The 26,602-nt window shown below is 67.8% G+C and carries 23 protein-coding genes and 1 tRNA gene; 13 read left to right on the top strand and 11 right to left on the bottom strand.

Annotated features, from left to right (window positions below; translation table 11 throughout):
• Window positions 1-282: 282 nt before the first annotated feature.
• Complete coding sequence (groL, locus tag LTH93_RS08280; protein ID WP_241465516.1) at window positions 283-1,920, top strand: chaperonin GroEL; 1,638 nt, start codon at window positions 283-285, stop codon at window positions 1,918-1,920.
• Between the two features lie 132 nt (window positions 1,921-2,052).
• Here groL and LTH93_RS08275 read toward each other — a convergent pair whose 3' ends face one another.
• The 6 genes from LTH93_RS08275 to LTH93_RS08250 form a co-directional block, all read right to left on the bottom strand.
• A complete protein-coding gene (locus tag LTH93_RS08275) occupies window positions 2,053-2,343 on the bottom strand; it encodes a WXG100 family type VII secretion target (RefSeq protein ID WP_241465515.1) in 291 nt (96 codons plus the stop codon).
• A gap of 203 nt (window positions 2,344-2,546) precedes the next feature.
• On the bottom strand, window positions 2,547-4,109 hold the full coding sequence (locus LTH93_RS08270) for a sensor histidine kinase (RefSeq protein ID WP_241470637.1): 1,563 nt from the start codon (window positions 4,107-4,109) through the stop codon (window positions 2,547-2,549).
• Between the two features lie 61 nt (window positions 4,110-4,170).
• Window positions 4,171-4,899, bottom strand: a complete 729-nt coding sequence (locus LTH93_RS08265) for a response regulator transcription factor (protein ID WP_241465513.1) — start codon at window positions 4,897-4,899, stop codon at window positions 4,171-4,173.
• A 72-nt stretch (window positions 4,900-4,971) separates the two neighbouring features.
• Window positions 4,972-6,630 (bottom strand): DNA repair helicase XPB, encoded by a 1,659-nt coding sequence (locus LTH93_RS08260; RefSeq protein ID WP_241470636.1) that lies wholly within the window; start codon window positions 6,628-6,630, stop codon window positions 4,972-4,974.
• On the bottom strand, window positions 6,623-8,911 hold the full coding sequence (locus LTH93_RS08255) for a helicase-associated domain-containing protein (protein WP_241470635.1): 2,289 nt from the start codon (window positions 8,909-8,911) through the stop codon (window positions 6,623-6,625). Before LTH93_RS08255 ends, LTH93_RS08260 begins: the two co-directional genes overlap by 8 nt.
• A 1-nt stretch (window position 8,912) precedes the next feature.
• Window positions 8,913-9,179 carry a hypothetical protein gene (locus LTH93_RS08250; RefSeq protein ID WP_241465510.1) on the bottom strand — a complete coding sequence of 89 codons (267 nt, stop codon included), beginning with the start codon at window positions 9,177-9,179 and terminating at the stop codon, window positions 8,913-8,915.
• A 125-nt stretch (window positions 9,180-9,304) separates the two neighbouring features.
• Here LTH93_RS08250 and LTH93_RS08245 point away from each other — a divergent pair, with 125 nt between their 5' ends.
• Both LTH93_RS08245 and LTH93_RS08240 read left to right on the top strand, forming a co-directional pair.
• Window positions 9,305-9,688: a cold-shock protein gene (locus LTH93_RS08245; RefSeq protein WP_241465509.1), complete on the top strand. Its 384-nt coding sequence runs from the start codon at window positions 9,305-9,307 to the stop codon at window positions 9,686-9,688.
• Between the two features lie 2 nt (window positions 9,689-9,690).
• A complete protein-coding gene (locus LTH93_RS08240) occupies window positions 9,691-10,176 on the top strand; it encodes a DUF3027 domain-containing protein (RefSeq protein WP_241470634.1) in 486 nt (161 codons plus the stop codon).
• Between the two features lie 25 nt (window positions 10,177-10,201).
• On the opposite strand, the gene serC is transcribed toward LTH93_RS08240, so the two are convergent.
• Window positions 10,202-11,317: a phosphoserine transaminase gene (gene serC / locus LTH93_RS08235; protein ID WP_241470680.1), complete on the bottom strand. Its 1,116-nt coding sequence runs from the start codon at window positions 11,315-11,317 to the stop codon at window positions 10,202-10,204.
• A 178-nt stretch (window positions 11,318-11,495) separates the two neighbouring features.
• Here serC and LTH93_RS08230 point away from each other — a divergent pair, with 178 nt between their 5' ends.
• The 9 genes from LTH93_RS08230 to LTH93_RS08190 all read left to right on the top strand — a co-directional run bounded on the left by LTH93_RS08230 (window position 11,496) and on the right by LTH93_RS08190 (window position 20,391).
• The gene (locus tag LTH93_RS08230) at window positions 11,496-12,224 is read left to right on the top strand and encodes a metal-dependent transcriptional regulator (RefSeq protein ID WP_241465506.1); all 729 of its coding nucleotides are present in this window, start codon (window positions 11,496-11,498) and stop codon (window positions 12,222-12,224) included.
• 460 nt (window positions 12,225-12,684) lie between these two features.
• Window positions 12,685-13,737, top strand: a complete 1,053-nt coding sequence (locus tag LTH93_RS08225; RefSeq protein ID WP_241470633.1) for a C40 family peptidase — start codon at window positions 12,685-12,687, stop codon at window positions 13,735-13,737.
• Between the two features lie 251 nt (window positions 13,738-13,988).
• Window positions 13,989-14,489 (top strand): HNH endonuclease, encoded by a 501-nt coding sequence (locus LTH93_RS08220; RefSeq protein ID WP_241465504.1) that lies wholly within the window; start codon window positions 13,989-13,991, stop codon window positions 14,487-14,489.
• Window positions 14,473-15,192, top strand: coding sequence for an NTP transferase domain-containing protein (locus LTH93_RS08215; RefSeq protein WP_241470632.1), 720 nt, complete (start codon window positions 14,473-14,475; stop codon window positions 15,190-15,192). The genes LTH93_RS08220 and LTH93_RS08215 overlap by 17 nt, the downstream gene beginning before the upstream one ends.
• Before the next feature lie 48 nt (window positions 15,193-15,240).
• A complete protein-coding gene (locus LTH93_RS08210; protein ID WP_241465502.1) occupies window positions 15,241-15,531 on the top strand; it encodes a DUF6457 domain-containing protein in 291 nt (96 codons plus the stop codon).
• Window positions 15,532-15,547: 16 nt separating this feature from the next.
• Window positions 15,548-16,792 (top strand): molybdopterin molybdotransferase MoeA, encoded by a 1,245-nt coding sequence (locus tag LTH93_RS08205; protein ID WP_241470631.1) that lies wholly within the window; start codon window positions 15,548-15,550, stop codon window positions 16,790-16,792.
• Window positions 16,780-17,616, top strand: a complete 837-nt coding sequence (fdhD, locus tag LTH93_RS08200; protein WP_241465500.1) for a formate dehydrogenase accessory sulfurtransferase FdhD — start codon at window positions 16,780-16,782, stop codon at window positions 17,614-17,616. The genes LTH93_RS08205 and fdhD overlap by 13 nt, the downstream gene beginning before the upstream one ends.
• Entirely contained in the window at window positions 17,613-19,994 is a 2,382-nt protein-coding gene (locus LTH93_RS08195) for an FdhF/YdeP family oxidoreductase (RefSeq protein WP_241470630.1), read from the top strand. Before fdhD ends, LTH93_RS08195 begins: the two co-directional genes overlap by 4 nt.
• Before the next feature lie 193 nt (window positions 19,995-20,187).
• Window positions 20,188-20,391 carry a cold-shock protein gene (locus LTH93_RS08190; RefSeq protein WP_036473143.1) on the top strand — a complete coding sequence of 68 codons (204 nt, stop codon included), beginning with the start codon at window positions 20,188-20,190 and terminating at the stop codon, window positions 20,389-20,391.
• Between the two features lie 401 nt (window positions 20,392-20,792).
• Here LTH93_RS08190 and LTH93_RS08185 read toward each other — a convergent pair whose 3' ends face one another.
• The 4 genes from LTH93_RS08185 to LTH93_RS08170 form a co-directional block, all read right to left on the bottom strand.
• Window positions 20,793-21,899 carry an alkene reductase gene (locus LTH93_RS08185; RefSeq protein ID WP_241470629.1) on the bottom strand — a complete coding sequence of 369 codons (1,107 nt, stop codon included), beginning with the start codon at window positions 21,897-21,899 and terminating at the stop codon, window positions 20,793-20,795.
• Window positions 21,900-22,326: 427 nt separating this feature from the next.
• Window positions 22,327-22,494: a hypothetical protein gene (locus tag LTH93_RS08180; RefSeq protein ID WP_241465497.1), complete on the bottom strand. Its 168-nt coding sequence runs from the start codon at window positions 22,492-22,494 to the stop codon at window positions 22,327-22,329.
• 376 nt (window positions 22,495-22,870) lie between these two features.
• A tRNA-Arg gene (locus LTH93_RS08175) sits at window positions 22,871-22,946 on the bottom strand.
• Window positions 22,947-23,037: 91 nt separating this feature from the next.
• A complete protein-coding gene (locus tag LTH93_RS08170) occupies window positions 23,038-23,766 on the bottom strand; it encodes a hypothetical protein (RefSeq protein WP_241465496.1) in 729 nt (242 codons plus the stop codon).
• 100 nt (window positions 23,767-23,866) lie between these two features.
• Here LTH93_RS08170 and LTH93_RS08165 point away from each other — a divergent pair, with 100 nt between their 5' ends.
• Complete coding sequence (locus LTH93_RS08165; RefSeq protein WP_241470628.1) at window positions 23,867-26,560, top strand: ATP-dependent helicase; 2,694 nt, start codon at window positions 23,867-23,869, stop codon at window positions 26,558-26,560.
• Window positions 26,561-26,602: the final 42 nt, after the last annotated feature.

Here is a 26,602-nt window from a genome sequence, read left to right as displayed (position 1 = left end):
GCCGTCCCAGCCCGGCCCTCCTGCGCGAGAGCGGCGGCACAATCTGCCATCGGCGCAGAGGTTTGCACTCGGTAGGGGAGAGTGCTAAAAATTGGTTTAGCACTCTCGTGTCGAGACTGCTAGAGGAACCTGAGCAGGTGAGGCCATATAGATGTTCCCGGTGACGCGGGGACGGCCGTCCGTCGCGGGCACCTGGAATGGTTCGACCCAGCAGACGCGAACACGTCTGACAGTCACACACCACGGCTTGAGACAAGCCGAGTCCAGGAAGGACACGCCACTATGGCAAAGACTATTGCATTCGATGAAGAGGCCCGCCGCGGCCTCGAGCGCGGACTGAACGTCCTCGCCGATGCCGTCAAGGTCACCTTGGGTCCCCGCGGCCGCAACGTCGTGCTGGAGAAGTCCTGGGGTGCACCCACGATCACCAACGACGGTGTCTCCATCGCCAAAGAGATCACCCTTGACGACCCCTACGAGAAGATCGGCGCCGAGCTGGTCAAGGAGGTCGCCAAGAAGACCGACGACGTCGCTGGCGACGGCACCACCACCGCCACCGTCCTCGCCCAGGCCCTGGTCAAGGAAGGCCTGCGCAACGTCGCAGCCGGCGCCGATCCGATGGCGCTCAAGCGCGGCATCGACCTCGCCGTGGAATCCGTCACCGCCGAGCTGTTCAAGTCCGCCAAGGAGATCGAGACCACGGAGCAGATCGCTGCCACCGCCTCCATCTCCGCCGGTGATACCCAGATCGGCGCCCTGATCGCTCAGGCGCTGGACAAGGTCGGCAAGGAAGGCGTCATCACCGTCGAGGAGTCCAACACCTTCGGTCTCGAGCTCGAGCTCACCGAGGGCATGCGCTTCGACAAGGGCTACCTCTCCGGCTACTTCGTCACCGACGCCGAGCGCCAGGAAGCAGTCCTGGAGGACCCCTATATCCTGATCGCCAACTCCAAGATCTCCTCGGTCAAGGACATCATCGGCGTCCTCGAGCAGGTCATGCAGTCCGGCAAGCCGCTGCTGGTCATCGCAGAGGACGTCGAGGGTGAGGCGCTGGCCGCACTGGTGGTCAACAAGCTCAAGGGCACCTTCAAGTCAGTGGCCGTCAAGGCCCCCGGCTTCGGTGACCGTCGCAAGGCCATGCTGGCCGACATCGCCATCCTCACCGGTGGTCAGGTCATCGCCGAAGAGGTCGGCCTGAAGCTGGAGAACACCACTCTGGAGCTGCTCGGCACCGCTCGCAAGGTCGTCGTCACCAAGGACGAGACCACCATCGTCGAAGGTGCCGGCGAAGCCGACGAGATCTCGGGCCGCGTGGCCCAGATCAAGGCCGAGATCGAGAACTCCGACTCGGACTACGATCGCGAGAAGCTCCAGGAGCGTCTTGCCAAGCTCGCCGGAGGCGTGGCAGTCATCAAGGCCGGTGCCGCCACCGAGGTCGAGCTCAAGGAGCGCAAGCACCGCATCGAAGATGCCGTGCGCAACGCCAAGGCCGCTGTGGATGAGGGAATCGTCGCCGGCGGCGGCGTGGCCCTGATCCAGGCCGGCGCCCGCGCCTTCGCGACCCTGCAGCTCAGCGGAGACGAGGCCACCGGCGCGAACATCGTGAAGTTCGCCGTGGAGGCCCCGCTGAAGCAGATCGCCATCAACGCCGGCATGGAAGCCGGCGTGGTGGCCGAGAAGGTCCGCGGACTCCCCGATGGTCACGGCCTCAACGCCGCCACCGGTGTCTACGAGAACCTGCTCGAAGCAGGCGTCAACGATCCGGTGAAGGTGACCCGCTCTGCACTGCAGAACGCCGCCTCCATCGCGTCGCTGTTCCTCACCACCGAGGCCGTCGTCGCCGAAAAGCCGGAGAAGCACTCGGCCGGCGCCGGCGCCGAGGGCATGGACCCGATGGGCGGCATGGGCGGCATGATGTGATCACCTGATCACCGGCGCCCCCGCCGCACACCAGAGAGCCCCGCCGCAGACGAAGTCTGCGGCGGGGCTCTCTGGTGTTGTACGGACTCCGGCCGGGCCATCCGGCTGCGGCCGTGCTCAGCTGAAAGTAGCTCAGTGGCCGAACATCCGGGTGTTCGCCGATTCGGTCTCCTCGTACTGGCTGGAGGCCGAGGCCATCGCCTGGCGGACGCTGGCCAGCGACTGCTCCACCTGCGCCTGGGTGGCGCGCCACTGGGTCAGCACATCCTGGAACGCCGTGGAGGCGGAGCCCTTCCAGGAATCCTGCAGCTGACGGAGCTGGGATTCCATCGAGCTGACATCGGTCTGGATGCGGCCCAGCGTGGCCTCCACGGTCTGGCTCTTGGCCAGCAGCTCCGCGGTGTCGATCTGAAGCATCGCCATGGTTCTCTCCTCGGGTGACCGGCGCGGCCGGTGCGGATCGGGTTCGGGCGGGGCCCGCTGCCCCGCCCGTGCTTGAGAAGAGTAGCCAGCCCGTCATCGGCGCAGGGCTGCGCCCGAGGCGCTGTGGAGGGCCGGGATCCTTCGGAGTCGAGTCGTCTCACTGGGGAAGACTGCGGTCCTGAGCGTCGCTCAGGCGCCGACGCTCATTCGGGAGTGCGCCGCTCTCGGGCTGTTGCACGGAGCTGGTCCAGCTCCTCCTCATCGATGTCCGTCTCATGGTCGCTCTGGTCATCGAGGGCCACCATGGGCAGCCGCAGGGTCATGGTGGCACCGCCGCCCTCCGTGGGGCTGTGGCGCACGGTGCCCTGGTGCTGCGCGGCGATCGCGGCGCAGATGGCCAGCCCCAGACCGGTGCCGCCGGTCTCGCGCTGTCGGGAGTTGTCCGCCCGGTAGAACCGCTCGAAGATCTTCGCGGCGTCCTCCTCGGCGATCCCGTCACCGTGGTCCCGGACCTCCAGCACGGCATCGATCTGAGAATCGGGGCGCTCCTGGGTGCCCACCGCGATCTCCAGCGGAGTCCCCTCAGGCGTGTAGCGCAGCGCGTTGGTCACCAGGTTCATCACGATCTGGCGGATCTTGCCCTCGTCGCCCACGGCGGGGGCCGGTACGGGGGAGCCGCCGTCGAGCCCGATGACCCGAGTCTCTCGATCCGGGGCATTGACGGCCAGGTCCATGATGGAGTCGTGGGCGATCAGGTTCAGGTCCAGCGGCGCCTTCTGCAGCGGCCGCTGCTCGTCCAGGCGGGCGAGCGTCAGCATGTCTTCGACCAGCTGACCCATTCGTTTGGCCTCGGACTCGATCCGCCCCATGGCCATGCCCACGGCCTCGGGGCTGTCACTGACCCCGCCCTGGCGGTAGAGCTCGGAGAACCCACGGATGGTCACCAGCGGAGTGCGCAGCTCATGGGAGGCGTCCTGGATGAACCGCCGCATGTTCTCCTCCGAGGTGCTCTTGGCCTGGAAGGCGGTCTCGATCTGCTCCAGCATGACGTTGAGCGAGCGCGAGAGTCGGCCGATCTCCGTCTCTGCCGGAGCCGCGGTCTCGACGCGTTTGGAGAAGTCTCCGGCGGCGATCTCTGCTGCGGTCTTCTCCACGTGGAAGAGCGAGCGGAAGGCCCGGGTGACCAGGGCGTAGGCGATGGTGGAGGCGCCGAGGGTGGCCATGAGCCCGATGGTGGCCACCAGGAAGGTGGCCCGCTCCACGGAGGTCTCCACCTGTTCCAGCGGCAGGGCGACCGCCAGGCTGTCCTCCCCGTTCTCCAGGGGCATCAGGTGCACGCGCCAGCCGCGGGAGCCCTCCAGGGTCCCTGGGACGTCGAGGTGCTCCTCCTGCTGCCAGAGCTCGAAGACCTCATCGAAGGTCATGCTGGGAATCTGCGGGATGTCTCCGCCGTAGCCGGCCGGGTGGGTGGAGTTGGCCTGCAGCAGCTCGCCGTCTTCATCCATCAGGATCCCGTAGAAGCGCAGGATGGACTGGGTGTCGCCGAACTCCGGGGGGCTGCGCCGGGTGAGGAACATCGAGACGTTGTTCGCGTTGGCGTAGATGTCCTCGTCCAGGTTGCGCAGCAGCTCCTGGCGGAACAGCGAGGCCGAGACGAAGGTGGTCACGAACAGGGTCAGGACCAGCAGCCCGGACATGATCAGCACCAGCTGGGTCCGCAGTGAAGCCTTGCGCCAGGTCTGAGTCACGGAGCTGAACGGGCGCATACGCAGACCTTACGTGCCGCAGCGAATCGGGGCGAGAACCCGTACAGGTTCAGCCGGTCTGTTACAGGCCCTGCGAGCGCTGACGGCGCTCCCAGGTCTGGAGCACATAGCCGACGCCGCGCTTGGTCTGGATCATCGGAGCGCCTTCGGAGCCGGAGTCGATCTTCCGGCGCAGGTAGGAGATGTAGGACTCCACGATGGAGGCATCGCCGTTGAAGTTGTACTCCCACACGTGATCAAGGATCTGCTGCTTGGAGAGCACCCGGTTGGGGTTCATCATCAGGTAGCGCAGCAGCTTGAACTCGGTGGGGGAGAGCTCCACCATCTCGCCTCCGCGGCGAACCTCATGGGCGTCGTCGTCGAGCTCGAGGTTGTCCACGACGATCACGGCGTCCTCATCTTCGAACGGCGCGGTGCGGCGCAGCACGGCGCGGATCCGGGCGACGACCTCGTCCAGGGAGAAGGGTTTGGTGACGTAGTCGTCGCCGCCCACGGTGAGGCCGGTGATCTTGTCATCGGTGTCATCGCGTGCGGTGAGGAAGAGCACCGGGAAATGCTTGCCGGCGGCGCGCAGCCGACGAGTGACGGTGAAGCCGTCCATATCGGGCAGCATCACGTCGAGGACTGCAAGATCGGGCTGGAACTCTTCGGCGGTCTCCAGCGCCTCGCGACCGTTGCCGGCCGCGGCGACCTCGAATCCGGCGAACCGCAGCGAGGTGGCCAGCAGCTCTCGGATATTGGGCTCGTCATCGACGACGAGCAGCTTCGCTTCAGGAGTCTTTTCAGTCACCCCTCCAGCTTGACCCCCATTTCTGGGTGCTTGCTGGACATTGCCTGTTCGTCGGGTGGTGTTCTCGTGGGTTCAGACGATGTCTTCGGCATCGAGGATCGAATAGCCGTAGCCCTGCTCGGAGAGGAACCGCTGACGTCGGGCCGCGTACTCCATGTCCACGGTGTCGCGGGTGACCACCGAATAGAAGTGGGCCCGCTTGGGGTCCTCTCCTTCGGCGGCCTCGCCAGGGCGCAGCAGCCGTCCGAGGCGCTGCGCCTCCTCCTGGCGGGACCCGAAGGTGCCGGACACCTGGATCGCCACCGAGGCCTGGGGCAGGTCGATGGAGAAGTTCGCGATCTTGGAGACCACCAGCACCTCCAGGTCGCCGGCGCGGAAGGCGTCGAACTGCTTCTGCCGGGCGGCGACGGAGGCCGATCCGGTGAGCACCGGCGCGCCGAGCTGCTCGCCGAGGCGCTGGAGCTGCTCGACGAACTGGCCGATCACCAGCACCTGTTCACCGCGGTGGCGGTGGCGTGCCACCAGTCGGGCCACCACGGCATCCTTGACCTCGGCCCCGGCGGCGAGCCGGTGCCGCTCCTTGTCCGCGGCGGAGGCGTATTCCATGCGCAGGCTGCGCGGCATGTCGGTGCGCACCTCGATGCAGGTCGCCGGGGCGATCCAGCCCTGGGCCTCCATCTGCTTCCAGGGAGTGTCATAGCGTTTGGGCCCGATCAGCGAGAAGACCTCGCGCTCCCGGCCGTCCTCACGGACCAGAGTGGCGGTCAGCCCGAGCCTGCGCCGGGCCTGCAGGTCCGCGGTCATCCGGAAGATCGGGGCCGGCAGCAGGTGGACCTCGTCATAGATGATCAGTCCCCAGTCGTGGCCGTTGAGCAGCTCCAGGTGGGTGAACAGCTCGTTCTTGCGGGCCGCGAGCACCTGGTAGGTCGCGATGGTCACCGGGCGGACCTCCTTCTTGGCCCCGGAGTACTCGCCGATCTCCTCCTCGGTCAGCGAGGTGCGCTTGAGCAGCTCTGCCTTCCACTGCCGGGCCGAGACGGTGGAGTTCACCAGGATCAGCGTGATCGTGCCGGAGGTGGCCATCGCCGCGGCACCGACCAGCGTCTTGCCGGCCCCACAGGGCAGCACGACGACTCCGGAGCCGGCCTGCCAGAAGTTGTCCACCGCCTCCTGCTGGTATCCGCGCAGCGTCCAGCCGTCCTGGCGCAGCGCGATCGGGTGCGCGGTGCCGTCGACGAATCCGGCCAGATCCTCGGCGGGCCAGCCCAGGCGCAGCAGCTGCTGCTTCAGCTCACCGCGGGCCTGTCCATGCACCGCCACGGTGTTCTCATCGATCTCGGGTCCGAGCAGGGAGGTCAGCGTCTTGGCGTGGAGCACCTCGCTCAGGATCCCAGGCTCCTGACTGCGCAGCACCAGCCCGTGGACCGGGTCCTTCTCCAGGCGCAGCCGCCCATAGCGGCTCATCGTCTCAGCGATATCGACCAAGAGCGCGTGCGGCACCGGGAATCGGGAGTGGTTGAGCAGGGTGTCGACCACGTACTCGGCGTCGAAGCCGGCGGCGCGGGCGTTCCAGAGGCCCAGCGGAGTGATCCGGTAGGTGTGGATGTGCTCCGGTGCGCGCTCGAGATCGGCGAAGGCGGCGACGGCCCGGCGCGCGGCATCGGCCTGCGGGTGATCCACTTCCAGCAGCACGGTCTTGTCCGACTGCACGATCAGCGGTCCATCAGCCATTGTTCTCCTCCATGTCGCGTTCCTGTGCAGCGGTGCCGCTCGTCAGGCCCGCTGCGGGATCCGCGGCGGTCTCCTCGACGGCCGCGATGCGGTGCAGCATCACCGTGGCCTCGCCTTCATCGTCTCGCACCCGGATCCTGACCCGCCCGGCGTTCATCCCGGTGGGCACCCCGGTGAGCCGGTGGGTGCTGCCCTGCGGGGACACCCGGGTCAGCGTCACCTCGCGCCGGGCCGCCAGGGCCGAGCGCAGCGTGCCGATGACATCCTGGGTCGCCGCAGAGTCCGAGGACGACGCCGGCGCCGCACGCCCGGCCTGCCGCAGCGCGGCCGCGGTGGCCCCCAGCCGGGTCTCGTCCAGGGCGCTGGGCTCCGCGCTGGTGATCCGCACCGGAGACTGCTCCCAGGGTGAGGTCTCCAGTGCCCAGGAGGCTGTGTGCTCGGCGGAGGTCCCGGTCTGCGCGCTGCGGTTCTGGTCTGGTTCGGCCTCGGTGTGCCGCGCGGTGTCGACGCCTGCCTCCGCCAAGGCCTGTTCAAGCGCGGCCGCGGGGGCGCGGCAGACCAGGATGTCCTCGGCCAGCACGCGCAGCCCGAGTCCACGGAGCACCGGATCATCGAGCAGGGCGTCACGCTGCTGGGAGTCGGTGACCCGCAGCCAGGCGCCCGCCTCTCCGATCTGCACACCGCGCCAGGTGCGTGCGGCATCCTCGACCTGGGTCCGCAGCGACGCCGGCACGTCGGTGAGGCTGTGCGCCTCGAGCCAGGCGAGAATCTCGGGCCCGGTCCATCCCCGAGTGAGTCCGCGGTGCAGCGAGTCGGGGCTGAACCGATAGGTCGGCACGGCCCCGTGGCCTTCGCGCTGGCCGAAATCTGCCAGCGCGGCTGTGCTCGGGGCGGAGAGCGCGCCGGTGGCGATCGCGGTGAGGTCCGACTGGACCAAGATGGTGTCCACCTGGGCGGGCATGGAGGAGGCCAGCTGCTCGGCGAGGCGGCTCAGCCCCGGTCGCCAGCTCGCACCGGGACTCGGCGAGACATCCTCGCGGACCCCGTCGGGCAGCGCCGACCCGTCGAGCAGCGCGGCCCCTGTGGTGCTCAGCGCACCCACGGCGAAGAGGCCGAGTCGTTCGGCTTCGCGGACCAGCCAGGGCAGCAGGTGCGCCACGCGCGCGCTCAGCAGCGGCCGGTCCCATGCGAGTCGGCGCGGCAGCGCACCGGTGAGGGCATCGAGGCCTGGAAGATCGTTCTCGGGAAGATTCAGTGCATAGAGCTGTCCGCCCTGCCCTGCGGGGTCTGCGCTGAGCGTCTCCGCGGTGCCCAGCAGTGCGCGACGAAGTCTTTCGGCATCCCCGCGCTGGCGGTCCAGGCCCAGCGTCGGGGCGATCCGGCTCGTCGGGTGGGGTCCGCGCAGCAGCATCGGCGCGCGCGGTGCCAGCAACCATCCGGAGACCAGCAGCTGGTGCTGGTGATGGCGTGCTGCGGCGCTCCATTGCTGAGCCAGCCGGCTCGGGGACCACGCCTGGCCGTCGGCGAGCTCGATCAGCCCGGAGGCGGCCGTGAGCTCCAGAAGCCATCCGATCTCCCCGACACTGGCATCGGAGCCCGCCGTGGCCCCGAGCGCTGCCGCGGCGGCGCGGCCACGCGCCGAGCCCGCCGGGACGGAGGGTCCCCACCGCGCTGACGCTGCGGCGATCCGGCGCAGTTCGCGCATGCCGACACCGCCGGTGCGCAGCGTCACGGCGGGGGAGTCGGACAGCAGCGCGAGCAGCTCCGCGACGTCGTCGAGCAGCTCGAAGATGGCGGAGAGCGAGGCGTTCTCGGTCACCGCGGCCTTCGCGCCGGCCGGGCTCGGCACTGAAGCGCGCTGACTCGAGAGGGTCTCGACGAGCTGCGGCAGATGTGCGGTGAGCGAATCGAAGATGTGCGGGAGCCGTGCGGGCGTCGCCAAGGTCTGCGCGGGCCCCGCTGCGCCGCCCGCTTCAGCGGAGGCCTCGAAGAACAGTCCCGCCGCCTGCAGGGCGTCCAGGGTGAATGGGTCCACGCGACCGGCCGGGACCGACTGCGCCGCAGCGCGGGAGAGCTCAGCGGCCGCGCGCAGAGTCGGGGCATCCAGGCGCTGCAGATGCTGCCGGAGGCTGGCCTCGGATCCGGCCCGCACCGCCAGCGTGGTCAGATCATGGGGGCTGGGCTGCAGCAGGTCGGGCCGAAGTCGCAGCAGTGCGGCCAGTCGGCTCTCGTCCCACGTCTCGAGGCGCTCAAGCAGAGCTTCCAGGCTGAGCAGGGACACTTCAGCCGATGCCGGTGCCGCGGCGGCGCCGGTTCACCGAGAGCAGCAGAAAAGCGATCAGCAGCGCGAAGCCCAGCGGAAAGCCCCATAGGGCGGCGACGTAGAACGCGGGATGCGGGTCGGTCTCCATGAAGTAGAGGCTCAGGATGACCAGCAGAGCGATCCCGGACAGGGCGGTGATCACCACTCCGGACCACAGCAGCGCCTGCGCAGGGCGGGAGCCGCTGCGCCGGTTCGCGCCATGGGCGGCGGTCGTCGTTGGGGACATGCTGCGATTCTAGCGCGCAGCACCGGGAGTCCTGTGCCCAAGTTCGGGCTCTGGCGCGGACGGCGGTACTCTAGAGGCCTTGATGATCAGTATCCGTCTCCGATGATTCATGAGGTAAGCGCACCGTGCCAACCGGGAAAGTGAAGTGGTTCGACGCCGAGAAGGGCTTCGGATTCCTGACTTCAGATGACGGCCAGGAAGTGTTCCTGCACTCTTCTGCCCTGCCGGCGGGAGTGCCCAGCGTCAAAGCGGGCGCACGCATGGAATACGGCATCGCCGACGGCAGGCGAGGCAAGCAGGCGCTCTCTGTGCGACTGCTCGAGGAAGCGCCCTCTGTGGCTCGCGCCTCCCGCAAGCCGGCCGATGAGATGGCCGAGCTGGTCCAGGACCTGGTCAACGTCTTGGAGAACTCCACCGGTGCGCTGCGCAACGGCCACTACCCGCAGACGGCGCAGTCGAAGAAGATCGCTTCGATGCTGCGCCGCGTGGCCGATGAGTTTGATGCCTGATCATGACTGAACAGACTTCTGAGCAGACCGTCGGCGAGAAGGCCAGCCTTGAGGCCGCCAGCACCGAGAAGACCAGCGCCATCAAGACCGGCGCCGTCAAGACCAGCGACCAGCCGGTCGCGCGCACGCGCCGGCCGGGGAAGCCGAAGGTGGACCCGGTTCTGGCCGATGCCGTGGAGTTCGCCCACGATGCGCTCTACGAGATCACCGATCCCGCCCAAGTGGGAGCTCACCTCGGCGTGACCGCAGAGGGAGACCGGCTGCTCACGCACCGGTTCGCCGCCGCAAAGCCCGGCTACCGAGGCTGGGAATGGTTCGTCACCGTGGCCCGCGCACCCCGGGTCAAGAAGGTCACGGTCTGTGAGATCGGGCTGCTTCCCGGCGAGGACGCGCTCATCGCTCCTCCATGGGTGCCCTGGCTCGAGCGGATGAACGACGAGGAGAAGCAAGCGCACAAGGCGGAGCAGGCCGAAGCCGACGAAGGCTGAGCCTGCCCCGCTCCGCGGTATCGGGTCAGCGCCCCAGCACGTGATCGATGCAGTTGAGCAGCCGGGTGACGTCCTCGGGCTCGATGGCGGTGAACGTCGCGATCCGCAGCTGATTGCGGCCGAGCTTGCGGTACGGCTCGACGTCGACGATCCCGTTGGCGCGCAGCGTCTTGGCCAGCTCGGCGGCATCCACCTCTTCGGCGAAGTCCACCGTGGTGATCACATTCGAGCGCTCCGCCGGTTCGGTGACGAAGGGCTGAGCAAGTTCATGCGCCTCGGCCCAGGCGTAGACCCGGCCCGCCGAGTCTGCGGTGCGGGCGGCGGCGAAGTCCATCCCGCCGTTGCCGTTGAGCCAGCGGACCTGCTCGTTCAGCGTGACCAGCGTCGCCAGCGCCGGAGTGTTGTAGGTCTGGTTCTTGCGTGAGTTCTCAATGGCCGTGGTCAGCTGCAGAAAATCGGGCACCCAGCGGGCGGCCGCCAGCTTCTCGGCCCGCTCCAGGGCTGCCGGTGACATCATGGCCAGCCACAGTCCGCCGTCGGAGGCGAAGTTCTTCTGCGGACCGAAGTAATAGGCATCGGTCTCGGTGACGTCCACGGCCAGCCCGCCGGCGGCGGAGGTGCCGTCGATGAGGACCAGCGCGCCGTCGTCGGCCCCGGTGACCCGCTTGACCGGTGCCGCCACTCCGGTGGAGGTCTCGTTGTGCGGCCAGGCGTAGGCATCCACGCCAGCCTCCGCCTCAGGTGAGGGCAGTGTGCCCGCTTCGGAGGTCAGGATGCTGGAGGCCTCGAGGAACGGGGCTTTGTCCGTGGCCTTGGCGAACTTGTGGCCGAACTCGCCGAAGGACAGGTGCTGGGCCTTCTTCTCCACGAGGCAGAAGGACGCGATGTCCCAGAACGCGGTGGAGCCGCCCACGCCAAGGATCAGTTCGTAGCCCTCGGGGGCGCCGAAGAAGGTGTGCAGGCCCTCGCGCACCTCGCCGACCAGGTTCTTCACCGGCGCCTGGCGGTGGGAGGTGCCCAGCAGCTCTCGACCTGCGGCGGAGAGCGCCTCGACCTGTGCCGAACGCACCTTGGAGGGTCCGGCGCCGAAGCGGCCGTCCTGCGGAAGCATCTCGTGCGGAATAGTGACGCGCTGGGACATGGAGACTCCTAGATCGGTGAGAGTTGGTGGGCCCACGGGGTCCTCGGTGGTCGCATCGGTCAGCGTCATTGCCGAGGGGTTCCGGTGCGGAACTATGCTGTACAGCAGCTGCTTCCACCAGGACGAACAGCGCCGAGGCTCACGTTACCAAGGCCCGGCGCAGGAGAGTGAGTCATACGTGACCGATCTGATCGACACCACTGAGATGTACCTGCGTACGATCCTGGATCTCGAAGAGGAGGGGATCGTGCCGCTGCGGGCTCGGATCGCCGAGCGGCTCGAGCACTCCGGCCCCACGGTGTCCCAGACGGTGGCCCGCATGGAGCGCGATGGGCTCCTGGTGCTCACCCCGGATCGTCGCCTCCAGTTCACCGAGTCCGGCCGCGACCTCGCCGTACAGGTGATGCGCAAGCACCGCCTCGCCGAACGGCTGCTCTCCGATGTGATCGGGCTGGAATGGCAGTACATCCATGAGGAGGCCTGCCGCTGGGAGCATGTGATGAGCGAGCGGGTGGAGCGCCGGCTGGTGGAGATCCTGCAGTCCCCGGTGGAATCTCCCTACGGCAATCCCATCCCCGGACTGGACAAGCTGGGGGTGGTGCTCGCGGAGCAGCCTCCCGTTCCGACGAAGATCACTCTGCGTCAGGTCGCGGAGGCGGACCCGACGGGGCAGAGTTCTGCGCTCTGGATCGTCAAGCGCCTCGCGGAGTCCATCCAGATGGAGCCAGAGGTCCTCGAGCAGCTGCTCGAAGCCGGACTGCGTCCCGGCGGTGTGGTGCGGCTTCGCGGGGTGAATCAGGCCTACGTCATGTTGGAGGTCGTGCTCGCGGCCGAAGAACAACTGGAGGTCGAGCTGCCGCTGGAGGTCGCCCAGCATCTGTTCGTGGAAGAGTCAACGGCCTCCTGAACGCCCTCCCGAGGCACCCGAACACGGCAATGTCACGGTGAGATGAAGCACAAGGTCACGGTATGACAAAGCTCTCGTGATCGATTCGTTTCCTCAATGAAACTCGCATAAATCGCGCTGACTAGTAATTATGTGAGGATTCCCCGTGCTGGAAGAGCGCAATGACCCGTGTCTGATCGTGGCGCTTCCTGGGACTTGTGCACCGACCGTGACCTGAGCGTGACAATTTTATCGATCTGTTATAACGTCGTAGTCGTGCTCGCGGCCGATGTCCGAAGTCGCAGCGCCTCCAGTCAGATCTTCTCCTGCCGCTGACCGGAGCTGTTCCACGAAAACTACCGCAAGGCAGGGTGCAGGGCATCGCGGTCGATCAGGACCTGAAGACAGTGAGCTTCCCGGCTCGCACTTCACTTAGGCGGCCCCGCAACTACAGGGAGAGGTTTCCAGAGAAGTGACAGACATGACTTTCGTCTCACGCCGTGACCGGCGCCGCCAGGCCAAGCCATCATTGGCAAAGGCCGTGGCATCCAACGCCGGCACCGTCGGACGGGGCGCGGCAGCTGCCGTCGCCGCATCCGGCCTCGTGATCTCCTCAGGAGTCGCCGCGAACGCCGGCACCGACATCCAGGTCCCCGAGGTCACCACCTTGGACGTGACCGCATCCGGTCTCAGCGTGGAGCGCGCCAGCGCCACCTCCGCTGTGGCAGTGAGCGCCTCCCAGGACGTCGAGCTTTCCTTCGACCGTCCCGTGGTGACCTCCACCCCCGCACCGGAGCCCGCTCCTGCACCGGAGCCCGCTCCTGCACCGGAGCCCGCTCCTGCACCGGAGCCCGCTCCTGCACCGGAGCCCGCTCCCGCACCGGAGCCCGCTCCGGTCGTCGAAGAGGTCCAGGAGGCTGCTCCCGCCGCCCCGCAGGCCGAGCCAGAAGCCCCTGTGCAGGAGGCCCAAGAGGCCCCAGTGCAGGAGGCCCAGCAGGCCAGTGCCCCGCAGCCGACTCAGCAGACCGACACCGGTCAGCAGAGCCAGCAGTCGAGCTCCAACTCACAGTCGAGCTCCAACTCACAGTCGAGCTCTAACTCGCAGGCCAGCACCGGCCAGCAGTCACAGGGCAACACCCAGGTCGCCTCCACTTCTTCCGCACAGGACGAGGCCCCTGCCTCTTCCAGCGGTGGCAACGGCTCGATCGTGGGCGCAGCCTACGCCGGAGTCGGCAACCCCTACTCCTTGGGCGGCACCACGACCTCAGGCTGGGACTGCTCCGGCTTCATCAACTGGGCCTACAACCAGGCTGGCGTCTCGCTGCCCCGCACGACCTACGGGATGATGGCGTCGATGCGCCAGGTCTCCTCGCCATCCCCGGGCGACATCGTCATCCAGAACGGTGGCAGCCACGCCGCCATCTACGTCGGCAACGGTCAGCTCATCGGTGCGAACAACCCTCGCGTGGGCACCGTTCAGTACCCGCTGAACTCCCCGTACTGGTCCAACACGATGTACCTCAGCGTCAACTGATGCTTCTGCCGCCACGGCGGTGAACAGACCTCGGCCGCAGGGCGCGATCCTCACAGGGATCGCGCCCTGCGGCTTCTGTGTCGGCGCCTGCCACGTCATCAAGTGGGCATCATGGTCAGCACGGTCTATATTGAGCCTGTACAGGCAGAGCAGAATGCTGTTGAACCCTGTGAGGACCGCGCCGAGAAGCGCCCTGGAGGCGCACACACCGGCAGCACGACGAGCAGGGGTGAACGCACGGGAGCCCCGACATGCGCACACTGGTGCTCAACGCAGGCTATGAGCCGCTGAGCGTGGTCACCTCGCGCCGCGCCGCCGTGCTGGTCATGCACGGCAAGGCCAGCGTGCTCGCCGAGGATCACACCCCGATCGCCACGCCCTCGTCACTGGTTCCGCGTCCGGCCGTGATCCTGCTCCACCACTACGTCCGGGTGTCCCGGCGACGTCCGGCGGCGCCCTCGCGACGAAGCATCCTGCGCCGGGACGGGCGCCTGTGCACCTATTGCGCCCGGCCCGCGGCCACCGTCGATCACGTCATCGCACGGGCTCGCGGGGGAGACTCCAGCTGGGAAAACCTGGTCGCCTGCTGCGGGACCTGCAATGCGCGCAAGGGCAGCAAGACCCTCGACGAGCTCGGCTGGACGCTGAGCTTCACCCCCCAGGCGCCCCCTCATCACGTCTGGATGCCGGTGGAGCTCGACGCCCCCCGCGACGCCTGGATGCCATTCTTGACCCATGCCTCCTTCCGCTGACACGCACCCCCCAGAACTGCAGCCTTCCGCGGTCAAGCTGTCCGCGATCCTGCTCGCCGGGGGACGGGGAAGCAGGATGGGCGGGGTCGAGAAGGCTCTGCTCCGACGCGGGCAGCAGACTCAGATCCAGCGCTGGCTCCAGGAGCTTCAGCGTCTAGACATCCGCACCGTGGTGGTGGGGCCCCCCTCGCTCAAGCCCCAGATCCCGACCCCGGTCCCGCTGGTGCGTGAGACCCCTGCCTTCGCGGGACCCGCCGCGGGGGTCCTCGCTGGCGCCGTCGAGCTGCAGCGCCACGAGCGCGACACCAGCGCTGGCGCAGCTCCCGCCGGGTGGACCCTGCTGCTCGCGGTGGACCTGACCGAACCTGCACCGCTGCTGGACTGGCTCCTCGGCCAGCTGGAGGACTCCGCACAGTCAGAAGCGGCCACCGGCACCGACGATCCAGAGGGTGCACCAGCCGCGCTGCTGCCCTGCGATGACAGCGGGCGGCATCAGTATCTGAGCGCCGCGGTGCCCACCGGCTGGCTCCTGCGCCGCGCCGGAGCGCTGACCCCCGAGGAGGTCGAGCACCGCCCGCTCCGATGGCTGCTGAGCGGACTGGAAGACGCCGCCCGGCTGCGCCACCCCGTCGTTCCCCGCGGACTCAGCGAGGACGTGGACACCCTGCACGACGCACACCGGCTCGGCGTCCATCTGCCCTGACCTGCCCGGCTGTGAGATTCTGGAGGCAGCGTCAATGAAGGAGTCGGAATGACCGCAGAATCCACTGAACCGCATGAGTCCATCGAGCTCTGGGTCAAGGAGCTCGCCCACCACCTCGAGGTAGACGGCATCGAGATCGATATCGACGCCGTCCTCGCCCTCGCCGGCCAGGCGGCGCACACCGTGGTCCGCCCCGCGGCGCCGGTGACCACCTATCTCATCGGCTACGTCGCCGGCCTGGCCGAGGCCACCGGGCAGGCTGACTTCCAGACCGCCTCCCGCGCCGCCTCCCGGGTGGCCTCACAGCTGCTCGAGCGCCGTTCCGGCGCCGTGGGCTGACCGGCACCGAGCAGAGATGATGACCCTGATGCAGGCCCGCGAACGGGCCGCTGCCCTCGATGCGCTGGCCCCTGCCCGGATGAGCCTCGAGGAGGCCATCGGCAGCGTGCTCCTGGACCCGGTGCTGGCCCTGCAGGACATCCCGCATGTCTCGACCTCCGCGATGGACGGATGGGCCCTGGCCGCGGAGTCGCTGCCATTCCCCGACGGAGATTCAGGCTGGGCGCTGCGACCGGAGAGCGCGCACAGCCCCGCGACCCGCCCGACCCCGCTGCGGCCGGGAGAAGCCACCGAGGTGCTCACCGGCTCTCCCGTGCCGGCGGGAACACATGCGGTGCTGCGCTCCGAGCACGGTGTCATCGACGGGGACCGGCTGCGGGCGCTGCGCACCAGCCCGGACACCGCTGCTCAGCGCAACGTCCGCCAAGCCGGCGCGGAGTGTCGGGCCGAGGATGAGCTGGTGCCGGCCGGCGTCGTGCTCACCCCGGCGCGCGCCGCCGTCGCCGCCGTCGCCGGACACGACTACCTCACGGTGATCCGCAGACCACGGGTGCAGCTGGTGCTCACCGGCGCGGAGGTCACCACCAGCGGGACACCGGCTCCCGGACAGGTGCGCGACGTCTTCGGCCTGGCGCTGCCGCAGATGCTGAAGGAGCTGGGAGCCGCGTCGGTGGCATCCCAGCGGCTCGGCGACGACCCCGAGACGCTGGCCCGCACCCTCCGGCAGATCTCCGCCGCCGGCACCACCGACCTGATCATCAGCAGCGGCGGCACGGCCCACTCCCGGGCCGACGCGCTGCGACCCGCCCTGGACATGCTCGGAGCCCAGCTGGAAGTGGATTCGGTGGACATGCGCCCAGGCCACCCGGTGCTGCTCGCCCAGCTTCCCCGCGAGGAGGGCCCCCTGTATCTGCTCGGACTCCCCGGGAATCCCCTGGCAGGGTTCTCCGCGCTGACCGCGCTGGGAGTGCCGCTGCTGCGCGCACTGCGCGGAATCCCCGCCGAGGCTCGCACGCCCACGCTGCGCCGCACCGCCGGAGCGCAGCTGCCGGGTGCGCGCCGCGGCGTCCGACTGCTGCCCGTGCGACGGGGCCCGCAGGGCGTCCTGCCCGCCGGTCACAGCCGGGCGCACATGATGCGCGGCCTGGCCGACTCAGATGCGCTGGCACTCGTGCCAGAAGGCGGACTGGCGCAGGGTGACCCGGTGGTGTGCCTCCCGGTGCCCGGACAGCGGGAAGAAGGCCTGGAATGGGACGGCTGATCGAACGTCGTCGCGTGATCACCCTGCGCGCCGACGGCACCCGCAGCAAGATCGATCTGCTCGCCGTCGAAGAGCCCCTGGAGCTGCGCCTGGCGGGGGAGTCCTTCACCGTGACCATGCGCACCCCGGGGCATGACTTCGAACTCGTCGCCGGGTTCCTGGTCGCCGAGGGCATCATCAGCTCCCAGGACCACCTGCGCAGCCTGCGCTACTGCGCCGGCACCGACGAGCAGGGCAATCAGACCTATAACGTCATCGACGCCGAACTGGACCCCGCGCTGGCGCCGACCTCGCTGCTGCGCACCCGAAATGTGCTGACCACCTCGGCCTGCGGGATCTGCGGAACCACCTCCATCGACGCGGTGGAGAAGACCCTGCCGCCGTGCAGGACCGACATGCTGCGGCTGAGCCCCAGTGTGCTGCTGGAGCTTCCTGAGCTGATGCGCGAGAGACAGACCCTCTTCGGCAAGACCGGGGGCGTCCACGCCGCCGGGCTGTTCGACGCCGACGGCGCGCTGCTGTGCCTGCGTGAAGATGTCGGGCGGCACAACGCCGTGGACAAGGTGGTCGGATGGGCCCTGACCCAGGGCCGGCTCCCGCTGAGCGGCACCGCGCTGCAGGTCTCCGGCCGGGCCTCATTCGAACTGGTGCAGAAGGCCGCACTGGCAGGGATCGAGATGCTCAGCGCCGTGGGGGCGCCGTCGTCGTTGGCGGTGGACCTCGCCGAACGCTCCGGGGTGACCCTCGCCGGATTCTCCCGCGGCGGGTCCATCAACCTCTACACCCACTCACAACGAGTCGAGATGAAGGACGAGAAGCCATGACCAAGGTGCGCGATGAATCAGTCCGCGGTCACGCCGCGCAGTTCGAGGACATCGACGAAGACTCCCTGCAGGTGACCGAGCCTAAGGCCTACGCGGCCGGGCTCAAGGCGGTGGAGGTCTCCTTCTCCCGCGGCATGGCCCAGGGCGGACTCTCCCGCACCGTGCGGTCCATGTACCGGGTCAACCAGCCCCAGGGGGTGGACTGCCCGGGGTGCGCCTGGCCCGAGCCCACCGAGACGAAGCGCAAGCCGGTGGAGTTCTGCGAGAACGGCGCCAAGGCGCTCGCCGAGGAATCCACCACCCGGGTGGTCACCCCGCAGTGGTGGGCGGAGCACTCCATCGCCGAGCTGGAGACCAAGACCGAATACTGGCTGGGCCAGTCCGGGAGGATCACCCACCCGATGGTGATTCACGCCGGGGAGACCCACTACCGGCCGATCAGCTGGGCGGAGGCCTTTGAGACCATCGGCGCCCACGTCCGGGCGACGACGCCGGAGCGGTGCATGTTCTACACCTCCGGTCGCACCGCGAACGAGACGGCCTTCCTGTACCAGCTGCTGGCACGCTCGCTGGGGACCAACAACCTGCCGGACTGTTCGAACATGTGCCACGAATCCTCCGGGACGGCGCTGAACCCGACCATCGGCATCGGCAAGGGCACCGTCTCACTCAAAGACATCGAAGAATCCGAGCTGATCTTCGTGGTCGGGCAGAACCCGGGCACCAACCATCCGCGGATGCTCGGATCCCTGGCGCAGGCAAGGAAGAACGGCGGCAAGGTGGTCTCGGTGAACCCGCTGCCCGAGGCCGGACTGCTCCGGTTCAAGGACCCGCAGACCCCCAAGGGTCTGGTCGGCGAGGGTGAGCGGATCAGCGACGAGTTTCTGCAGATCAAGGTCGGCGGGGATCAGGCACTGTTCCAGGCGCTGGGGCATCTTCTGCTGCGCAAGGAGCAGGAGCATCCCGGATCCGTGGTGGACCGCGAGTTCGTGGAGTCCAAGACCAAGGGCTTCGCCGAGTACAGCCGGGCCCGCGCGACGCTGGACTGGGCCGAGACCGAGCAGGCCACAGGGCTGCAGCGCGCCGAGATCGAGCACATCGCCGAGTTGCTGGCGGCCTCGAAGGCGACCATATTCTGCTGGGCGCTGGGACTGACCCAGCAGCCACATTCGGTGGACACCATCAAGGAGATCGTCAACCTGCTGCTGCTCCAGGGCAACTTCGGCAAACCCGGGGCGGGGGCCTGCCCGGTGCGCGGGCACTCCAACGTCCAGGGCGACCGGACCTTCGGCATCTGGGAGCGGCCCACCGAGCCGTTTCTCAGCCGGCTCGACACCGAGTTCGGCATCCGCTCCCCGCGCGCCCACGGCTACGACTCCACGAACGGCATGTCCGCCATGGACTCCGGAGACGTCGACGTCTTCGTCTCCATGGGAGGAAACCTCGCCGCGGCGAACTCCGACACCGCGGTGATGGAGGCCGGGCTCAAGCGCACCGGGCTCACCGTGCACATCTCGACCAAGCCCAACCGCTCCCACGTGGTCCACGGCCAGACCTCGATCATCCTGCCCACGCTTGGCCGGTCCGACCGAGACGACAAGCACCCCGGCGGCGCCCAGTTCCTCTCGGTGGAGAACTCCATGTCGGTGGTCAGCTCCACCCGTGGGCGTCTCGAACCGGTCTCAGACCACCTGCTCGCGGAACCGGTGATCATCGCGCGGATGGCCGAGGCGATCTTCGGGCCCGACCATGTGGTCGACTGGCAGGCCATGGCCGAGGACTACGACGTCATCCGGGACCACGCCTCACGGGTGGTCGAGGGAACCGAGGACTTCAACCGGCGGATCCGGGACAAGATGGGATTCGTGCTGCCGAACCCGCCGCGGGACCACCGCTCCTTTGCCACCGCAGACGGCAAGGCAGGGTTCACCGTCCGGGCGCTGGAGTATCTGACCCCGCCACCGGGACACCTGGTGCTGCAGACGATGCGCTCCCATGATCAGTACAACACCACCTTCTATGGCCTCGATGACCGCTACCGCGGGATCTCCGGAGGCCGGCGGGTGATCCTGATCCACCCGGAGGACCTGTCCGAGACCGGCTTCGCGGACCGCGAGCTGGTCGACGTGGTCTCGGTGTTCCAGGGTGAGGAGCGCCGCGCCGAACGTTTCCACCTGGTGGCGTACCCCACCGCCCGCGGCTGCGTCGCGGCCTATTATCCCGAGGCGAATGCCCTGACCCACCGCAATCTGGTCGCTCGGGAGTCCAACACCCCCGGCTTCAAGGCGATGATGGTCCGGTTCGAGGCGCGCTCCCCGGAGGCCGATGCCCAGGCGGCTGAATCAGGGCGTGCACGGGTCGAATCGACGGCCCCATGAGACGCGCGATGACGCCTTCCGGACACCGGTAGTGACCCCAGCCGATTATTAGCGTAGGCTGACGGAGTACTACAAGGGCTTCCACACTTATGCGGTCGCCCGAATAGTCACCGCATTCGACCGGCCAGGTTGGCTGCGGAACATGCATCGTGAGATCGATGCGTAGCAAGAGCAAGTATATTAAGGAAACATCATGGCTACAGGCACAGTTAAATGGTTCAACGCTGAAAAGGGCTACGGCTTCATCGCTCCCGAAGACGGTTCAGACGATGTCTTCGTGCACTTCAGCGCGATCACCACTTCCGGCTTCCGTTCCCTCGAGGAGAACCAGAAGGTTGAGTTCGAGACCGCCCGCGGCCCCAAGGGTCTTCAGGCTGAGAACGTCAACCCTCTCTGAGCTTCACTGAGTTCGCCGAAGATGGCTGTATAGCCGTCGGACGCTGAGCATCTCGGGTTCGATGAACAGAACCTCAAAAGACCGGCCCCCTGATCTTGCATCTGTGAGATCAGGGGGCCGGTCTCTTTGCATGCCCATTTCCCAGCGTCGTGGCACGGGATCCACCCAGCGCGACGGCTGGTATCGGCGGGCCAGCAATACCGCGCCGACCCTGACCGATGCGGACGGGGCCCCGCGCACCGGCCGGAACCTGCTGGTGCGGCAGCGAGATCACGTCTTCGGCTTCGGCTGCACCGGGTTCGGGCTCATCGAATGGAGCAACGGCGCTCCCAGGATGAGACTGCCGACGAGTCAGGGCGCGTGCACTTCGAGGGGTCCCGCAGCGCCCAGTCCGGCAGCGTTCAGCTCTGCAGGGCTGGGTAATCGGTGTAGCCGCGCTCGCCGCCCACGTAGAACGTCGAGGGATCGGGCTCGTTCTCCTCGAGTCCCAGTTCCCAGCGCCGGGCCAGGTCCGGGTTGGCGATGACTGAGCGGCCCACGCCCACTGCCTCGGCCAGGTCCTGCTCGACCAGCCGGACGGCCTCCTCGCGCGTGGTCTGCACCCCGAAGCCGGAATTGGCGATCAGCGGGGCACCGGAGACGAGGCGGATCAGCTGCACGATCTCGCTCGCCGGGTCCGCGTTGAGCACGTCGATGTGGCTCAGCCCCAGCGGGGCGAAGCCCTCCGCCATCGAGCGGTAGGTGGCCATCGCGTCGTCGTGGTCCTCTTCCAGGGCGCCCTGGATGTTGTGCTGCGGGGAGAGCCGGATCCCGGTGCGGTCCGCGCCGATCGCCTCGGACACCGACGCCGCGACCTCCACCGAGAGTCGTGCGCGGTTCTCGGGGGAGCCGCCGTAGCCGTCGGTGCGGGCATTCGATCCCGGGGCGGTGAACTCATGGAGCAGGTAGCCGTTGGCGCCATGGAGCTGCACACCGTCGAAGCCTGCTTCGATCGCGTTGCGCGAGGCTTCGGTGAAATCGATGATCGTCTGCGCGACCTCCTCGGCGCTCAGCGCGTGCGGCACCGGGTGGGGCGCCTTGCCCTCCGGGGTGCGGATCTCACCGGGCGCGGCGAGCGCACTGGGTGCGACGACGCGGCCGGTGCCGGAGATCAGCTCATGGCCGATGCGGCCACCATGCATGATCTGGGCGACGATCTTGCCACCCGCGGCGTGCACCGACTCGGTGACCCTCCGCCAGCCGGCGACCTGCTCGGCGGTCTCCAGCCCGGGCTGACCGATCCAGGTGCGCCCCTCCATCACCGGGAAGGTGCCCTCGGTGACGATCAGACCGAGCGAGGCGCGCTGGGTGTAGTACTGGACCATCATCTCGTTCGGCACCCCGTCCTCCTCGGCTCGGATCCGGGTCAGCGGGGCCATCACGAGTCGGTTGCGCAGTTCGACGGCACCGAGGGAGAGCGGCGAGAAGAGCTTGTCCTGCACCTGGCTGGCCTGGGTGGAAGAAGTCATGGGGAGGTCCTTTCATGCACGGCGGCAGGCGCGCTTCCTGGAAGCGACGCCCGATGTGTTCTGCCCAGGGCAACCGTGCGGAGGCGGCTTCGATTCCTGATCCGGGGCAAGGTCACACTTGGCGGCGCAGCGGACCGAGGCGCCTTTCGCGCCATCTGATCTCCTGACCTCTGGTTCCTCCGGCAGGATCCGAACCTGCGACACCCGCTTCAGCAGGCCTGTGCACGATCGGCTCCGGGACGGGAGAGAGGGCCGGTCACCAGGACCGGCCCTCTCCGATAAGCTTTACAGCAGTAGATGTATTTACGAAGACTACAAAAAAGTATATGCATAAGAAAATGCGAGAGTGTCGATACCTTAGATCAGAAGAAAATCAAAACGCTTCTTTTGTCTTCGTCTTTTGAGGTGCCTCAATCCAGCTCAAACCTCATCGCGTATCGGTCGTGGACTCTCGAGTTGCGTAATCGGTGTGATCTTCTCCCAAATTTTGCTGGTAATTCTTGACAAGCAGCAATTCGGCTTCGATCCTTTGAATCGACTGTTCCAACGACCGAAGCTTGTTCAGAACCTCATCCTGGAAATTGGTCTCGGGCATGTTGCTCACTCTCCTCTAGTCGGCCCCGGTCCTGAGTAGACCGGCTAGGTCTACTGTAGATGTGTTCTGCGACACTGCACCTGTCCGACATCTCCGAACGGTCTCCGCGGCATGAGGGGAGCTGGTCATGCGGATTCAGGATCTGCTGTGTACGTGTGCGTCTCTCGCATCCAGGGTGGAGCCGAGATCGAGGCGTTGCAGCGCGTCCTCGGCCACGAATCAGCGGCTCTCACACTTGACGCCTGCGCGGACCTTTATGAGGACGATCTGACCGGCCTCGGGGATCGGATCGAAGCCGCTGCGTGCTCACTGCGTACTGGCTCGAAATCGGTAGACGCCGTATCGTGCCATCAAGCGCCCTGACTAGTGCTTTCAGTGGTCCCCCCGGCAGGATTCGAACCTGCGACACCCGCTTTAGGAGAGCGGTGCTCTATCCCCTGAGCTACGGAGGGTGGAGCGATGAAAGTTCACCGCGCGCCGCGAGTCCAGCGCGGCACCGAACCATCCTACCTGCGGCGCCGCCCAACCGCGGGTGGCCTCAGGCTAGGGGCGTTCCACGCCCTTCCGGAGCAGGCTCATCACCACTGACCCGACCACCGCGGCCCCCAGGATGATCAGCAGCGCCCAGCTGACCACGGTGAACCATGAGGCGGCCGCCACAAGTCCGGCATCGAGGGATTCCATGGTCAGGATCCGATCGATCAGGAAGTTCTCGGTGATGTCCACCGCGGCGAAGATCACCGCGCCGGCGAGCACGAGCCAGCGTAGGAGTCCGCGGCGCATGACCAGCCCGACCACGGCCCAGCTCGAGAGCAGGAAGAACAGCGGGAAGAGGATGCCGGCGGTGCGGTGCAGGAAGCTGAGCTGACCGGTGCCGTCGGAGTCCATGACATTGCGCAGCCGCTCGATGTCATCCACCGAGTAACCCAGCAGTCGGCTGTCGGGCATCGAGAAGCCGCCGGCGAAATAGTTCATCTGCGGCAGCGCATAGAGGTGCAGGTACGCGAAGAGGAGGGCCGTCAGCCCCAGGAGCGCGTAGAGCAGCAGGTGCGGATTGGAGTCTGTCCCCTCACCGGCGCGCTGACTGGCTGCGCTGAGGTATCCGTCTTGGACGTCGTCGCGCCGCTTGGGCGTCGTGGAGATGTCCCGCCCCTCACGGCGCGCCTGGCGGAACGCCCGGAGCCCGCCCGGGGTCCCGGGGGCTCCTGTGGATTCCGGCTCCGTGGCCTCGCGTGCGGGGTTGCCCCGCACCTTCTTGCGCCGCTTGGACATGACCCTCCTGAGTAGATCTGCTTCGCCTCCAGTCTGGCAGAGGTTCAGCGGCCCTCCACGCCGAGTGGGTGTCAGCTCCGGCGCTTAGACTGGGGCCACCATGGATTTCCTCTTCACCCCGCCGAAAGCCACACCCGCCGAACGTCTTCGCAGGCCTTCCAGCCCCAGCGCCGCAGGCAGTCCTGCCCACGAGGACGACGGCGGCGCCGCCGTCCTGCAGCAGGACCAGCCGCCAGCCGCTGAGGCCCCCGCCGACGCCGTCGCCGAGCTGAACCCGGAGCAGCAGGCGGCCGTGCTGCACTCGGGCTCCCCGCTGCTGATCGTCGCCGGCGCCGGCTCCGGCAAGACCCGGGTGCTGACCCGCCGGGTGGTGCACCTGTTGCGCAGCGGCGCTGCTCGCCCGCATGAGATCCTGGCGATCACCTTCACCAACAAGGCTGCCCGGGAGATGAAGGACCGCATCGCGGAGATGATCGGTCCACCCGCCGAACGCATGTGGATCTCCACCTTCCACTCCTCCTGCGTGCGGATCCTGCGCGCGGAGGCCGCCCACCTGGGTCGCCGAACCACCTTCACCATCTACGACAGCGCGGACTCGCTGCGGCTGATCACCACCATCGCGAAGTCCCATGACCTGGATCCGAAGCGGTTCGCCCCGCGTGCGCTGAAGAACAAGATCTCGGCGCTGAAGAACGAACTCATCGACGCCGAGGCGTTCCAGTCCACCGCGGCCCACGAGCCGTTCTCCGAAGCGGTCGCCACGGTCTACCGGGAGTACAGCGAACGGCTGCGCGCGGCGAACGCCTATGACTTCGATGACCTGCTCGCCGAGACGGTCTACATGTTCGACGCCTTCCCGCGGATCCTGGACAGCTACCGGCGGCGATTCCGGCACGTGCTGGTCGATGAGTATCAGGACACCAACCACGCCCAGTACCGGCTGGTCCGCCAGCTGACCGGCCCCACCGAGACCAGCGGGGACGCCATGGCGCAGGTCCCCACCCCCGGGGCGGAGCTGACCGTGGTCGGCGACTCGGACCAGTCCATCTATGCGTTCCGCGGTGCCGACATCCGCAACATCGTGGAATTCGCGCGCGACTACCCCGACGCCACCACGATCAAGCTGGAGCAGAACTACCGCTCCACGCAGACCATCCTCAACGCCGCCAACGCGGTGATCTCGCAGAACCCGAACCGGACCGAGAAGAAGCTCTGGACCGCGCTCGGCGAGGGCTCCCCGGTGGTGCTGCACGTGGCCCCCTCGGAGAACGACGAGGCCGAGTGGATCGCGCGCACCATCGACTCACTCGGTGACGCCGAAGGCATCAGGCCATCCGACGTCGCCGTGTTCTACCGGACCAACGCGCAGTCCCGCTCGCTGGAGGAGCGGCTGATCAACCGCGGCATTCCGTACCGGGTCATCGGCGGCACGCGGTTCTATGACCGCAAAGAGATCAAGGACGCGCTGGCCTACCTGCGGGTGGTCAACAACCCTGACGACGACGTCAATCTGCGCCGGATCCTCAACGAGCCCAAGCGCGGGATCGGGGAACGGGCCGAAGGGGCGGTGGCCACGCTGGCCACGCGTGACCGCACCACCTTCCTGGAGGCGCTGCGCCGAGCCGAGGAGGCCCCCGGGATCGCGACCCGCTCGCTCAAGGCCATCGCCTCCTTCGTGAGGATGATCGATGACCTGATCCAGCTCAACCAGGACGGTCGGCCCTCGGTGGTGCTCGAAGCCGTGCTGGAACAATCCGGCATGCTTGAAGCGCTGCGCCAGTCCAAGGACCTCCAGGACGAGTCCCGGGCGGACAACCTCGGTGAGCTGGTGGCGGTGGTCAAGGAGTACGAGACCGAGGCGGCCGCCGCAGACTCCGCACGCGACGCCGGCCAGGGGGGAGTGACGCAGGGAGAGGACCTCCTCGAGCCCGAGGTCGACTCTGCGGCGCCGGGCGAGGCAGGGTTCGTCGGCGCCGACCTGCAGGAGGGCCCCGGTGCGCTCGCGAACTTCCTGGAACAGGTCTCTCTGGTCGCGGACGCCGACGCGCTCCCCTCGGCCGGGGACGAGGAGTCCCAGCGCCTGGCCGTGGAGCAGGGCCAGGTCACCCTGATGACCCTGCACACCGCAAAGGGCCTGGAGTTCCCGGTGGTCTTCCTCACCGGCATGGAACACGGGATCTTCCCGCATTCGCGCTCGATGTCGGATCCCGAGGAGCTCGCCGAGGAGCGCCGGCTGGCCTATGTGGGGCTGACCCGCGCCCGGCAGCGGCTCTACCTCTCCCGGGCCGAGTCCCGGCACCTGTGGGGCCAGCACCAGTTCAACCCGCCGAGCCAGTTCCTCGGTGAGATCCCTGAGGAGCTCATCGAGGTCAGCGCCGCGTCCTCCACCTCCTCCCGCGGCCCTCGCTTCGGCTCGGCAGGGTTCGGATCATCTGGATTCGGCGGCTCCATCCAGGGCGGCGCCGGCAGCCTCAGCGGCGGCTGGGGCTCAGGATCGAACTCCTACAACTCCGGCGCGCCACGTTCCGGCGCGACCATCTACGGCGCGGCCGACAGCACGAAGACCTCCTCCTCGCTGCCCGGGGCCACCCGCGGCGCGGCGCCGAGCCAGGTGGATCCGGATCGTGAGATCCCCAGCCTGAGTCCCGGTGACCGAGTCAGCCACAAACGCTTCGGGCTGGGCGAGGTGCTCGCCGTCGAAGGTTCCGGGGCCAAGACCGTGGCCAAAGTGAGCTTCTCCGGGTCTGAGAAGCGACTCCTCCTGCGATATGCTCCACTGGAGAAGGTCAGCTGAGCGCTGCGCGTGAAGCGCGCGACGCCGTCGACCTTCACATGT

It is taken from the genome of Nesterenkonia sp. DZ6 (assembly GCF_022565835.1).
GTDB lineage: Bacteria > Actinomycetota > Actinomycetes > Actinomycetales > Micrococcaceae > Nesterenkonia.
The sequence above is the reverse complement of the archived record's forward strand: the minus strand, read 5'-3'. Positions and strand labels throughout refer to the sequence as shown.